Source organism: Nocardioides sp. NPDC000445 (assembly GCF_040300245.1).
In the GTDB taxonomy this organism is placed as follows: domain Bacteria; phylum Actinomycetota; class Actinomycetes; order Propionibacteriales; family Nocardioidaceae; genus Nocardioides.
In genome coordinates this window covers 18580-31425 of sequence record NZ_JBEPDH010000005.1, presented here as the reverse complement: position 1 = coordinate 31425, position 12846 = coordinate 18580, and the positions used below count along the sequence as shown (strand labels likewise).

13 protein-coding genes and 1 tRNA gene are annotated in these 12846 nt (G+C 69.7%); 3 read left to right on the top strand and 11 right to left on the bottom strand.

Features of this window, described 5'->3' with window-relative positions; translation table 11 throughout:
* Positions 1–128: 128 nt before the first annotated feature.
* A complete protein-coding gene (locus ABT304_RS08130) occupies positions 129–1529 on the bottom strand; it encodes a cystathionine beta-synthase (protein WP_350714295.1) in 1401 nt (466 codons plus the stop codon).
* A gap of 87 nt (positions 1530–1616) precedes the next feature.
* Between ABT304_RS08130 and ABT304_RS08125 the strand changes: the two genes are divergently transcribed.
* Positions 1617–2636: an SGNH/GDSL hydrolase family protein gene (locus tag ABT304_RS08125; protein WP_350714293.1), complete on the top strand. Its 1020-nt coding sequence runs from the start codon at positions 1617–1619 to the stop codon at positions 2634–2636.
* Between the two features lie 80 nt (positions 2637–2716).
* On the opposite strand, the gene ABT304_RS08120 is transcribed toward ABT304_RS08125, so the two are convergent.
* The 9 genes from ABT304_RS08120 to eno form a co-directional block, all read right to left on the bottom strand.
* Complete coding sequence (locus ABT304_RS08120) at positions 2717–3565, bottom strand: Bax inhibitor-1/YccA family protein (RefSeq protein ID WP_350714291.1); 849 nt, start codon at positions 3563–3565, stop codon at positions 2717–2719.
* A gap of 126 nt (positions 3566–3691) precedes the next feature.
* Positions 3692–3765 (bottom strand) — tRNA-Leu (locus ABT304_RS08115).
* Between the two features lie 19 nt (positions 3766–3784).
* Positions 3785–4345: a peptide deformylase gene (def, locus tag ABT304_RS08110; protein WP_350714289.1), complete on the bottom strand. Its 561-nt coding sequence runs from the start codon at positions 4343–4345 to the stop codon at positions 3785–3787.
* A complete protein-coding gene (locus ABT304_RS08105; RefSeq protein WP_350714287.1) occupies positions 4342–4860 on the bottom strand; it encodes a glycine cleavage system transcriptional repressor in 519 nt (172 codons plus the stop codon). Before ABT304_RS08105 ends, def begins: the two co-directional genes overlap by 4 nt.
* Before the next feature lie 87 nt (positions 4861–4947).
* The gene (locus ABT304_RS08100) at positions 4948–5613 is read right to left on the bottom strand and encodes a hypothetical protein (RefSeq protein WP_350714285.1); all 666 of its coding nucleotides are present in this window, start codon (positions 5611–5613) and stop codon (positions 4948–4950) included.
* Between the two features lie 118 nt (positions 5614–5731).
* Positions 5732–6649 carry a Ppx/GppA phosphatase family protein gene (locus tag ABT304_RS08095; RefSeq protein WP_350714283.1) on the bottom strand — a complete coding sequence of 306 codons (918 nt, stop codon included), beginning with the start codon at positions 6647–6649 and terminating at the stop codon, positions 5732–5734.
* A complete protein-coding gene (locus tag ABT304_RS08090) occupies positions 6646–7155 on the bottom strand; it encodes a DUF501 domain-containing protein (protein ID WP_350714282.1) in 510 nt (169 codons plus the stop codon). Before ABT304_RS08090 ends, ABT304_RS08095 begins: the two co-directional genes overlap by 4 nt.
* 4 nt (positions 7156–7159) lie before the next feature.
* Positions 7160–7759, bottom strand: coding sequence for an FtsB family cell division protein (locus ABT304_RS08085; RefSeq protein ID WP_350714280.1), 600 nt, complete (start codon positions 7757–7759; stop codon positions 7160–7162).
* A gap of 95 nt (positions 7760–7854) precedes the next feature.
* Entirely contained in the window at positions 7855–9132 is a 1278-nt protein-coding gene (gene eno, locus ABT304_RS08080) for a phosphopyruvate hydratase (protein WP_350714279.1), read from the bottom strand.
* A 222-nt stretch (positions 9133–9354) separates the two neighbouring features.
* Between eno and ABT304_RS08075 the strand changes: the two genes are divergently transcribed.
* The gene (locus tag ABT304_RS08075; protein ID WP_350714277.1) at positions 9355–11700 is read left to right on the top strand and encodes an esterase-like activity of phytase family protein; all 2346 of its coding nucleotides are present in this window, start codon (positions 9355–9357) and stop codon (positions 11698–11700) included.
* A 63-nt stretch (positions 11701–11763) separates the two neighbouring features.
* Here the strand turns inward: ABT304_RS08075 and ABT304_RS08070 are convergent, their stop codons facing one another.
* The gene (locus tag ABT304_RS08070) at positions 11764–12117 is read right to left on the bottom strand and encodes a winged helix-turn-helix transcriptional regulator (RefSeq protein ID WP_350714275.1); all 354 of its coding nucleotides are present in this window, start codon (positions 12115–12117) and stop codon (positions 11764–11766) included.
* 93 nt (positions 12118–12210) lie between these two features.
* Here ABT304_RS08070 and ABT304_RS08065 point away from each other — a divergent pair, with 93 nt between their 5' ends.
* Entirely contained in the window at positions 12211–12834 is a 624-nt protein-coding gene (locus ABT304_RS08065; protein ID WP_350714273.1) for a malonic semialdehyde reductase, read from the top strand.
* Positions 12835–12846: the final 12 nt, after the last annotated feature.

Sequence of the window (12846 nt, the reverse complement as noted above, 5' to 3'; positions counted from 1 at the left end):
GAGACGCACAGAGCTGCCTCGGGCTCCGCTTCGGCCGCGATAAATGCCTCGGGCTTCGCTTCGGCGGTGGGGGTTCGCCATCATGACGACGAATCATGACGTACGCGGTCCCCCACCGCTACTCGGGCTCAGGAGCTGGTCAGGAAGAAGAGCAGGTCCTGGCGGGTGAGGACACCGACGGGCTTGCCGTCCTCGTGCACCAGCAGCGCGTCGGAGGAGCCCAGGGTGTGGGCGGCGTCGTGCGCGTCGGCGCCGGAGCCGATCGAGGGCAGCGGCGGGGACATGTGCTCCTCGACGGAGTCGGTGAGCTTGGCCTTGCCGGTGAACAGCGCCTCCAGCAGGGTGCGCTCCGAGACCGAGCCCGCGACCTCGGCGGCCACGATCGGCGGCTCGGCGCGGACGACGGGCATCTGTGAGACGCCGTACTCCTGCAGGATGTGCACCGCCTCGGCGATCGTCTCGCCGGGGTGGGTGTGGACCAGGTCGGGCAGCCGGCCGGACTTGCCGCGCAGCACGTCGCCGACGGTCTGCTTGGCGGCCTCGCCGGTCGCGAAGCCGTACTGCGCCAGCCACTCGTCGTTGAACACCTTGGTCAGGTAGCCGCGCCCGGAGTCGGGCAGCAGCACGACGATCACGGCGTTCTCGCCCTCCGGCGTGCCGGCCAGCTCCGCGGCGAGCTGCTTGGCGGCGTACGCAGCCATGCCGGCGCTGCCGCCGACGAGCAGCTGCTCCTCACGGGCGAGCCGGCGCGTGTAGGCGAAGGAGTCGGCGTCGGAGACCTCGATGATCCGGTCGGCGACATCGCGGTCGTACGTCTCCGGCCAGAAGTCCTCACCGACGCCCTCGACCAGGTAGGGCCGCCCGCTGCCGCCGGAGTAGACGCTCCCGGCGGGGTCGGCACCGATCACCTGGACGTCGGGGTTCTGCTCCTTGAGGTAGCGGCCGATCCCGGAGATCGTGCCGCCGGTGCCGACACCGGCCACGAAGTGGGTGATCTTCCCCTCCGTCTGGCGCCAGATCTCGGGGCCGGTCTCCTCGTAGTGGGAGCGCGGGTTGTTGGGGTTGGCGTACTGGTTCGGCTTCCAGGCCCCGGGCTGCGAGGCGAGCCGGTCACTGACGTTGTAGTAGGAGTCGGGGTGCTCCGGCGGCACGGCCGTGGGCGCGACGACGACCTCGGCGCCGTAGGCCTTGAGCACGTTGCGCTTGTCCTCGCTGACCTTGTCGGGGCAGACGAAGATGCACTTGTAACCCTTCTGCTGGGCCACCATCGCCAGGCCGACACCGGTGTTGCCGGAGGTGGGCTCCACGATCGTCCCGCCCGGCTTCAGCTCACCGGACGCCTCGGCCGCCTCGATCATCCGGGTGGCGATGCGGTCCTTCACGGAACCGCCCGGGTTGAGGTATTCCACCTTGGCCAGAACCAGCGGTCCTTCACCGGGTTTCGAGGCCCCGGCGCCGTCCAGTGCACGCCCCAGCCGCACGAGCGGAGTGTTGCCAATAAGGTCGAGAAGCGAGTCCACGTACTCCATGCCGACAGCGTATGTCCACTAGGTGAGATCCCCTATATCCCGATACTGAGTGCCCGGTAATGGGCCGAAGACTTTAGAGTGGTCCCCGTGGCGAAGAAGAGTCTGGCACGCAAGACCGCGTACGCCGGCGGGGGTGTTCTGGCCGCGACGGCCGCGTTCGCCGGGGTCCTCGTCGCGGAAGCGGCGCTTGCCGTCAAAGCGACGCATCAGGTCAAGATGCCGGTGGCACCCTCCCCGACCGGGTGGTACGGAGCACGGCAACCGGGGCGACCGATCAGCATCGCGCTGCTCGGCGACTCGAGCGCTGCAGGCTATGGGATGACCGAGGTCGAGGACACGCCCGGCGCCGTCCTCGCCTCCGGTGTCTCCGAGAAGGCACACCGGCCGGTGCGACTCCACGACCTCTCCGAGATCGGTGCCAAGTCCTCCGACCTGCACCCGCAGGTCGAGAAGGCGATCGCCGCCGACGCCGACATCGCGGTCATCCTGGTCGGCTCCAACGACGTGATCCGCCGGGTGCGCCCGAGGGTCGCGGTGAGCCACCTCGCCCAGGCCGTCATCCGGCTCCAGGAGGCCGGGGTGACCGTGCTCGTCGGCACCGTCCCCGACCTCAGCACCGCCACCCCGATCCTGCCGCCGCTGCGGTCGATCATGCGGGCCTGGTCGATCCGTATCGCCGCCGGCCAGATCTTCCACGTCATCCGCGCCGGCGGCCACACGGTGTCGCTGGGTGACGTCCTCGGCCCGGCCTTCAAGGCGACCCCGGCGTTCTGGTTCGGCGCCGACCAGTTCCACCCCTCCGCCGCCGGCTACCACGCCCTCGGCGAGGTGCTGGTGCCGCCGACCCTCTCGGTGCTCGGCCTCGTCGGCGACGAGAACGCCATCCTGGAGACCTACAACGGCAAGCAGGTGATGCCGCTGGCGGCCGCCTCGCTCCGCGCCGTCATCCGGCCAGGAACCGAGATCGACCCGGCCCCGCGCCCCCGGGGCCGCTTCGGCCGCAACTGGGCCCGTGCCCGTTCCTTCGAGAACGAGCAGCGCGAGCCTCGCCGGGGCGAGCGTCCCGACGAGACCCCGCCTCTCGTCGAGATCAACCGAGCTCGCTAGGACGAACAGAAACCGCCCCGTGCCTTGTAGGCACGGGGCGGTTGTTGCTTGTCAGTGACCCGGGTCTCGACCCGCGTCGATCAGTCCTGCTGCAGGATCGCGAGGATGCGGAGCAGGTAGAAGTAGATCATGACCAGGCTCGCCGTCAGAGCGAACGCGGCACGCCAGGACTCCCGCTCCTCGAGCTGGTTGGCGACGCCCTGCTCGACGAAGTCGAAGTCGAGGATCAGGCTGAAGACACCGAAGACCAGGCCGGCGATGGAGAACACCAGGCCCATCGCACCCATCCCGAACAGCCCCATGCCCGCACCGAAGAGACCGAGGACGACCTCGAGAAGGATGAGGCCGAGGAGGCCGAAGCCGGCGGCCATCATGAAGGTGCGGAACTTGTTACCGACCTTGATGTCGAAGAACTTGTACGCCGCCAGGACACCCGCGAACGCCGCGAACGTGCCGAGCACGGCCTGCACGACGATGCCGCCGCCGAACATGGCGTCGAAGGTCTTGCTGATGCCGCCGAGCAGCATCCCCTGGAGCACGGCATAGATGAGGACCAGTGCGGGGCTGACCACACGCTTGAAGCTGTTGACGAGACCGAGGATCAGACCGCCGATCGAGCCGATCGCAGTCGCGGCGTACAACGGCGCGAGGTTGGCGCCCGTGGTGATGTCCGGGGTCAGCATCCACGTGGCGATGGCCGCAAGGACAACGAGTCCGAGCGAGACCGCGGTCTTCTGCACGACCGAGTCGATCGTCATGGGGGCGCCGACGGCGGGAGCCTGGGGGCCGCCCGTGGACCACTGGCTCGGGTCCTGCCCGTAGCCGGTGTACGCAGCACCGTTGCCACCGTAAGTCGCATTGCCGTAGGCGTTCTGCGACGGCTGCCCGAAGCCCTCTGCCCTACGGAACACCGGGTTGTTGCTCTGCATTTGGGGGTCACTCCTCGAAAGCGACGTGAAAGGTTCCGCCACGGTGGCGGCTCCTGTGGCCAGCGTACCGGCCCTGTGTCTCACTCAACGTCCGGGACAACCCTGATGTTCCGCGGATCGCGGGAGTGCCCCGGGTGGGACTCGAACCCACATCTGGACGAGTTTAAGTCGTCATCCTCTGCCAGTTGGGACACCGGGGCGAACAGCCAGACCTTAGCGTCATAGGTACGTCTGGCGCTGGTGAAGAGCGTGGGCGCCGGCGACGCGGTCGATGAAGAGCAGGCCGTTGGTGTGGTCGATCTCGTGCTGCAGGCAGCGGGCCTCGAAGGCGTCGGTGACGATCTCGACGGTCTCGCCGGTGACCGGGAGCTGGCCGCGTACCTTCAGCCGGGAGGCCCGCTTCACGTCGCCGGTCAGGTCGGGGACGGACATGCAGCCCTCGCGCGCCTTCTCGTTGCGGCTGGCCTCGACGACCTCCGCGTTGCACAGGACGTACGTCCCGTGGTGGGTCCTGGTCTTGACGTGGGTCGAGACGTCGACGCAGAAGACCCGGGCCGAGACGCCGACCTGGTCGGCGGCCAGGCCCACGCAGCCGGGCGAGACCCTCATGGTGGCGATCAGGTCGGCCGCGAGCTGGACGGTCTCGGGGGCGGCGGGGTCGACGTCCTTGCCGGGCACGGAGAGGACATGTGCGGGGGCACGTACGACCTCGAGGACCTTGCCCTCGACGCCCAGCTCCGCCTCGGTCCAGGCCAGCACCCGCTCATTGACGCCGCTCACAGGTCGTCGGCCTCGATCGGCCGCAGGGTGGCATCGACGCCGAGCTCCTGGGTGACCCGCTTGATCGACGCCTCGAGCACGGCGACGTCGGCGTCGGCCGGCAGCTCGAGCTCGGCGACGACGACGTAGAGGTCCCCGGAGAGGCGGGTGGTCAGGTCGGTGATGTTGCCGCCGACGGCGGCGATCTCGGCGGTCACCGTGGAGACGATGCCCGGGCGGTCACCGCCGTGGACGGAGAGCACGAAGAGCCGGCCCGCGCCGGCCGGCGCCTGCTCCTCGGGGAGCTCGTAGACCGTGACCGTCAGAGTGCCGTCGGCCGCGATCGGCTCGAGATCGGCCTGGATGGCCTGGGTGGTCGCCTCGCCCGCGCAGAGCAGCGTCATCGCGAAGTGACCGCGGAGCCGGGTCATCGTCGAGTCCTCGATGTTGAGTCCGAGTCCGGCCAGGCGGGCGGTGGTGTCGGCGATGATCCCCGGGCGGTCGTGTCCCAGGACGGTGATGGCGTGGATGGTCACCAAACCATTGTCACCCGCGGCCCGCCTGTGGCGGACCGCGGGTGACGCAGATGGCCCCGCTATGACAGATCAGCTGTCAGCCGCAGCTCAGCCGCGGAACCACTTGTCCTTCTCCTCCTCGGGAGGGTCGACCGGCTCGGGAGCGAACTCGGGCATGCCCTCCGAGGTGGGCTTGACCGCGGTGTCGCCACCGCCCAGGTCGTCGTAGGACGCCTTGTCGGGGTCGGCCGGCGGGGGCGGCGGGACCTCAGCGGCGTACGGGTCCGCCGGGGCGATCGGGTCGGTGAGCGGGTCACCGGTGACGCCGGCCTGCGGAGCAGACGGCGACGGCGGAACCGGCGGAGCCGGCGGGTAGCCGCCGTACTCGCTGCTCGAGGACGAGCCCGTGGTCGACTCCGGGGCCTCCGGAGCTGACGTGGGGGTGGTGGACTCCGGGACGGAGCCGTTGCGGTGCAGCTTGTCGGAGGCGGCCCCGGCAGCAGCCGAGACCTTCTCCTTGGCCTGCTCCGCGTAGGGACCGGCCTTCTCCTTCACCGTGGCGGCGTAGGGACCGGCCTTGGCCTTGGCGGCCTCGGCATAGGGAGCAGCCTTCTCCTTGATGGGCGCCGCCTTCTCCGAGGCGGTCGCGAGGGCCGACTGGACGCGCGGGTCATGGGTGACCTTGTTCGCGCCGGCCTTCAGCTGCTCAGACTTGTTCTTGACCAGCACGCCGACACCAGCGGCGGCGATGGCAAGCAGGATGAGCTTTTTCACTTCTTGACCTTCCGAGAGACAGCATTTGGTTCTGTTTGATGGGATATTCGCCGGTAAACTTAGACCTAGGCGACAAACACCAAGATGCCATAAACACAGATCAAGTCCCCCGACATGCCTAGTCTCTAACGGACCAGGCAATTCCGTCGAGGATGTCGGACTCGGAGACCAGCAGAGACTCGACGCGCGAGCGCTTCAGAATCCGGCTGAGGATGACTCCACCGGCCGCGATCACGTCGGCTCGGCCGGGGTGCATCCAGGGCAGCGCCAGGCGCTCGTCGACGGTCATCGCGAGCAGGCGATCGACGAGCCGGTAGACGTCGTCGGGCGCGACCTCGGCATGGTCGGTGGCGGTGCGGTCGTACGCAGCCAGCTCGAGCAGCCCCATGGTCAGCTGGATCATGGTGCCGCCGACGGCGACCACGGTGTTGGCAGTGGCCGGGTCGACGGGGCAGGCGTCGAGGTGGGCGTCGATGTCGCGTACGCAGTCCTCGATCTCGTCCCGCGTGGGCGGGTCGGAGCGCAGGTGACGCTCATGCAGACGCACCGAGCCGATGTCCATGCTGTCCGCCTCGCCGACGCCCAGCGTCGGCCCGTCTCCGAGGATCAGCTCGGTCGACCCGCCGCCGATGTCGATCACGAGCACCGGCGGCTCCGGGGTGCCCCGCAGGTTACGGACCGCGCCGCCGAACGAGAGCGCCGCCTCCTCCGCCCCGGTGACGACCTCGGGCGTGACCCCGAGCCGAGCGCGTACGCCGTCTATGAAGGTCGCCGCGTTGGCGGCGTCCCGGGTGGCAGAGGTGGCCACGAAGCGCACCTTCTCGACACCGTGCTCGCGGATCATCGCCGCGTACTTGTCGATCGCCCCGAAGGCGCGCTGCAGGGCCTCCTCCGCGAACACGCCGGTGCGGTCGACACCCTGGCCGAGGCGGACCATGCGGGCCTCGCGTACGTCCTCGTTCAGGCCCTCGGCGGTGACCGTCGCGATCAGGAGCTTGATCGTGTTGGTGCCGCAGTCGATGGCGGCAACTTTCACTGCTCCTCGTCCTCCAGCTCCAGGTCCACGCACGGACCCGACTTCCACCACTCGCCGAGGCGCTCGAGCACCTCGTCGCCGAGCGGGTTGACGCCGGGGCCCTGGGCGAGCGCCTGGCCGGCGAGGACGTGCAGGCACTTGACCCGGTTGGGCATCCCACCTGCGGAGATACCGTGGATCTCGGGTGGGTCACCGAGCTCGTAGCGCGCCTCGAGATAGGCCTCATGGGCCTTGGCGTAGGCGGCGGCGAGCTCCTCGTCGGACGCCAGCCGCGCCTCCATGTCCTTCATCACGTGGGTGCCCTCGAGGGTGCCGATCTTGGAGGCGGCACGCGGGCAGGTGAGGTAGAAGGTCGTCGGGAACGGGGTGCCGTTGGGCAGCCGCGGCTCGGTGGTCACCACATCGGGCAGCGAGCACGGGCAGCGGTGCCCGACCTCGTGGATCCCCCGTGGCTCGCGTCCCAGCTGTGCCGTGATCGCGGCCACGTCCTTGGGATCGATCGCCATGTCTTCAGTCTTTCTTCTGCTTGGGCGGGTCGATCTCCGACTCCGGCCCGTCTCCTGTCTGCTCCGGCGGGTCACCGGCCAGCAGCACGGAACCCCACGCATCGTCCCACCACGCCTTCGGCTGCTCCGCACTGCCCACCTTGCCGGGGTCGGTGAGCTCCGGCTCGGTCTGGATGCGCTCGCCGTTCTCGTCGAGGGCGACGTACGCCGTCTCGCCCGGCATCACGAACCCGAACCGCTCGCGGGCCTGCTGCTGGACGTACGCGGGGTCCTCCCAGCGACGGGTCTGCTCCTCGAGCTGCTTGATGTGTTCCTTGCGCTCGGCGATCTCGGTCTGGAGGGCGTTGATGTCGTGGCGCTGCTGGATGTAGGCGCGCAGCGAGGAGGCGTAGGAGATCACCATCACGGCGGCCACGACGATGATCATCATCGCGCGACCGGTGAGCTTGGGCCGGCGCAGCCGCTTGCGCAGTGCGTCGATCCCACCGATCCCGCCGATCGATGCCGGGCGGGCGGGGATCGGGGCGCGCGGCCGTCGTCCCGGACCCTGTTGGGCCCGAGGACCGCGTACGCGCTTGCTCTGACCGGGTCCCTGCGTTGCCACGTCGCTCATCCTCCCATCCACGACCTACCTCCTGGCGGCAGACGCGCGGCGGCCCGTGTCCTGAGGACACGGGCCGCGGCGGCGTACGGAACTACCTACGCCTGGTAGCGCGGGAAGGCGGAGGCGCCGGCGTAGCGGGCGGCCTCGCCGAGCTCGTCCTCGATGCGGAGGAGCTGGTTGTACTTCGCGACGCGCTCGGAGCGGGCCGGGGCGCCGGTCTTGATCTGGCCGGAGCCGACCGCGACGGCGAGGTCGGCGATGGTGGTGTCCTCGGTCTCCCCGGAACGGTGGGACATCATCGTCTTGAAGCCGGCGCGGTGGGCCATGTCGACGGCGTCGAGGGTCTCGGTGAGCGTGCCGATCTGGTTGACCTTGACCAGCAGCGCGTTGCCCTGACCGCCCTCGATGCCGCGGGCGAGACGCTCGACGTTGGTGACGAACAGGTCGTCGCCGACGAGCTGGGTCTTGGAGCCGATGGCGTCGGTGATCGCCTTCCAGCCGTCCCAGTCCTCCTCGTCGAGGGGGTCCTCGATGGAGACGATCGGGTAGGCCGAGACGAGCTCCTCGTAGTAGGCGGTCATCTCCGCGGCGGTCTTCTTCGCGCCCTCGAAGAGGTACGCACCGTCCTGGTAGAACTCCGAGGCGGCCACGTCGAGCGCGAGGACGACGTCCTTGCCGAGCTCGTAGCCGGCCTTGCCGATCGCCTCGGCGATCAGGTCGAGGGCGGCACGGTTGGACTCGAGGTTGGGCGCGAAGCCACCCTCGTCACCGAGGCCGGTGGCCAGGCCCTTCTCCTTCAGCACGGACTTGAGCGCGTGGTAGACCTCGGCGCCGATGCGCAGCGCCTCGGCGAAGGTCGGCGCGCCGATCGGCGCGATCATGAACTCCTGGATGTCCACGTTGGAGTCCGCGTGGGAGCCACCGTTGAGGATGTTGAGCATCGGGACCGGGAGCACGTGGGCGTTGGGGCCACCGACGTAGCGGAACAGGGAGAGACCCGCCGAGTCGGCGGCGGCCTTGGCGACCGCGAGCGAGACGCCGAGGATCGCGTTGGCGCCGGCCTTGGCCTTGTTGGGGGTCGCGTCGGCCTCGATCATCGCCTGGTCGATGGCGCGCTGGTCGTCGGCGTCGAAGCCCTCGATCGCGGGGGCGAGGGTCTCCACGACGGCGGTCACGGCGTTCTGCACACCCTTGCCGCCGTAGCGCTCGCCACCGTCGCGCAGCTCGACGGCCTCGAAGGCTCCGGTCGAGGCGCCACTGGGGACCTGGGCGCGGGCGAAGGTGCCGTCGTCGAGGACGACCTCAACTTCGACAGTCGGGTTGCCTCGCGAATCGAGGATCTCGCGGGCGCCTACGGCGTCGATCGATGCCACTGAACTACTCCTGGGTCTCAGGGACGGGGTGTCGTCCGTCAGCCTATTACTCGGCCGGATGGGCCTGGCGATTGGAACGTTAACCGGTCGGTAGGACCTCTCCGACCCACGCCCACCTGGTGTTCACGTCGAGGTCGGCGCCTCGTCACCACGTCGATGCCTCCGGGTGCGGTGCCGCCCGGATCGTTCCTCCGGCAACAATTCCCCGAGAGGAACCCTCACATGCTTCTCCGCACGAACCGCCTCGCACTCGCCGGGGTCGGCGTCCTGGCCATCGGGGGCCTGGGCGTCTCGCTGATGACCGTGCTCGGTGGCACCGCCACCGCCGATCCGGGCGGGCACCGCGAGTTCAGCCGGCTCGCGACCTATCCGGTCTTCCAGAACGTGCCCGCCGGCGTCGACCCGGCCGACCCAACCGTCGCCGAGATCTCGGCCGTCTCCGAGGACGGTAGGACACTGGCCTACACCGACGCGGCCGGCGGCCGCATCGGCTTCCTGGACATCACCGACCCCTCCTCGCCGAAGGGCATCGGCAGCCACGACGTCGCCGGCGCGAAGGGCGGCTCGCCGACCTCGGTCTCGATCGTGGGCGACTACGCGCTCGTCGTCGTGGACGAGTCGACCTACCCCGGCCTCGAGGACACCGAGTGGGAGGACGAGGAGCCTGCCGTCGGCACCCGTGCCGGGCGGATCGACGTGATCTCGCTGGCCGCGCCGCACGAGGAGGTGGCCTCGTACGACCTGGGCGGTCAGCCCGACTCGATCGCGGTCAGCCCCGACGGGACGTACGCCGCGATCGCGATGGAGAACCAGCGCAACGAGGCCGCCACCCCTGCCGGCGGCGAGGAGGGTGACCTGCCCCAGACGCCGGCCGGATCGGTCAAGATCATCGGCCTCGACGGCGGGCCGGCCGTGTGGCGGATCACCGATGTGGCTCTGCCCGCCTCGCTCTTGAAGGGGCTGGACACGCCCGAGGACGCCGAGCCGGAGTACGTCGACATCAACGCCGACAACCAGCTCGCGCTCACGCTGCAGGAGAACAACGGCGTCGCGATCATCGACCTTGCGTCCGCGACCGTCGAGACGGCATGGAGCGCCGGGAACGCGGTCGTCTCCGGCGTGGACGCGAGCAAGGACGGGCTGTTCAACCCGGTCGACACCATCGACGCGCCGCGCGAGCCCGACTCGATCCAGTGGGTCGGCAAGGGTCTGATCGCCACCGCCAACGAGGGTGACTGGAAGGGCGGCACCCGCGGCTGGACCGTCTTCCGCGCCGCGACCGGCGAGGTGGTCTGGGACGCCGGATCCACCTTCGAGGACCTCGCCACGAAGTACGGCCTGCACAACAACGACCGCGCCGCCAAGAAGGGCGCGGAGCCCGAGGGGCTCGCCTTCGAGACCTTCGGTGGCGTCCCGTACGCCTTCGTGGGCTCCGAGCGCAGCAACTTCGTGGCCGTCTACGACATGCGTACGCCTTCTTCTCCCCGCTTCACCCAGGTGCTGCCGGCGACGAACGGGCCCGAGGGCCTGCTGCCGATCCCGTCGCGCAACCTGCTGGCGATCTCCTCGGAGGAGAACTCGGCCGAGGATCTGGTGCGGGCGTCGGTCTCGCTCTACGGCTTCGGTCGGAAGTCGTCGTCGTTCCCGACCGTCGAGTCTGCCTCCCGCAACGGCAAGCCGATCGGCTGGGGTGCGCTCGGGGCGCTCTCGAAGGTGCCCGGCGAGCCCGGCAAGGTCTACGCCGCCAGCGACGCGGCCTATGCCACCGGCCGCATCTACACCCTGGACGTCCGCCGGTCACCTGCGGTGATCCGCGACGTGGTGGAGGTCACCGACTCCGCCGGCGAGATCGCCGAGGGGCTCGACATCGAGGGCCTGGCCGCCCGTCGTGGCGGCGGCTTCTGGGCCGCCGACGAGGGTGCGACCGGTGCCGGGAACGCACTGCTCCGCCTCGACCGCGACGGCCGGATCGCCGAGACGGTGCCGCTGCCCATCGAGATCGCCGAGAAGGTCGGCAAGTGGGGCCTCGAGGGCGTCACGGTGACCGGGAAGCGCCGCTCGGAGAAGGTGTACGTCGCGCTCCAGCGCCCGCTGTGGGCCGACTCGACCGCGAAGAAGCCCGGCGTGGACGGCGCGAGCACCGCCAGGATCGGTCGCTACACCCCGGCGACGGGCAAGTGGGAGTGGTTCGGCTACGGCCTGGGGTCGACGTCGGTGGCCGGTGACTGGCTCGGCCTGTCCGAGATCACCGCCGTCGACGGGGACACCCTCGCCGTGATCGAGCGCGACAAGCAGAACGGCACCACCGCCGCGATCAAGCGGGTCTACACCGTCGACCTGCCCCGCCGGGGCGTCACCGGGCTCAGCCCCGTGACCCCGCTGCGCAAGCGTCTGGCGTACGACCTGCTGCCGGCGCTGCGGGCCACCAACGGATGGACCCAGGAGAAGCTCGAGGGCTTCACCATCGGCGCCGACGGTCGCGCCTATGCGGTCACCGACAACGACGGTCTCGCGGACGCCACCGGGGAGACGGTCTTCCTCGACCTCGGCCGAGGTCCCAAGCGCTGAGGATCAGCATCAGGCCGGCCCGTCACCGACTCGGTGGCGGGCCGGCCTGATTTCGCGGACCGGTCAGTCCTCGGAGCAACGCTCGGCCGGAAGATGCGTGCCCGCCCACTCGGTGAGCGCGCCGAGCGTCGGCGCGAGCGCGGCGCCGGATCCGGTGAGCGCGTAGCGGACCGCCACCGGCGGGCCGGGGTCGACCTCGCGGGCGAGCAGGCCGAGGCCGGCCAGCTCGCTGAGCCGCTCGGAGAGCATCGAGTCGCTGATGCCCGCCACTGCTCGCTTGAGCTCCGCGAAGCCGAGCGGGCCCTGCGTCAGGCTGCCGAGGATCACGCCGTTCCAGCGCTTACCGAGGAAGTCGAAGGCCCGCACGAGCGCTGCGCTGCACACCTGCGGATCGTGGGCGGGCTTCGTCGCGGGCATGCATCCAAGCGTACAGGAGTTGCCTGAATCCTGAGGAACTACTATTTTCGAAGCAACCGGAATATCCCTAGCAACCACGGAGTTCAGAGCGACATGACCGAGACCACTGCACTCGAGACCACTTCCCTCGAGAAGCTGGACAACCGCGGCCGCGAGATCGTCTTCACCGGTGCGCGCACGTCCAACACCTTCGCCGACACCCCTGTCACCGACGACGAGCTCGCCGACATCTGGGAGCTCACCCGCTGGACTCCGACGATGGCCAACACCCAGCCGCTGCGTGTCGTGTTCGTGCGCACGGGAGAGGGCAAGGAGCGCCTGCTCCCGCACATCGCCGAGGGCAACGTCGAGAAGACCAAGGCCGCCCCGGCCACCGCGATCGTCGCCTACGACAACAACTGGCACGAGGAGATCCCGAACGTCTTCCCGATCCGCCCGGAGATGAAGGACTACTTCGAGGCAGACGAGACCGCCCGCCACGGAGCCGGCGGCTGGTCCGCCGGCCTGCAGGCCGGTGCCTTCATCCTCGCCGTCCGCGCCGCCGGTCTCGCCGCCGGTCCGATCGCGGGCTACGACACCGCGGGCGTCGACAAGGAGTTCTTCCCCGAGGGCGACTGGACCACCAAGATGATCGTCAACATCGGCCACCCGGGCGAGAACCCGTGGTTCGACCGGCTCCCCCGCGTGGAGACCGAGGCCGCAGTGAAGTGGGCCTGACCCGCTGAGCTG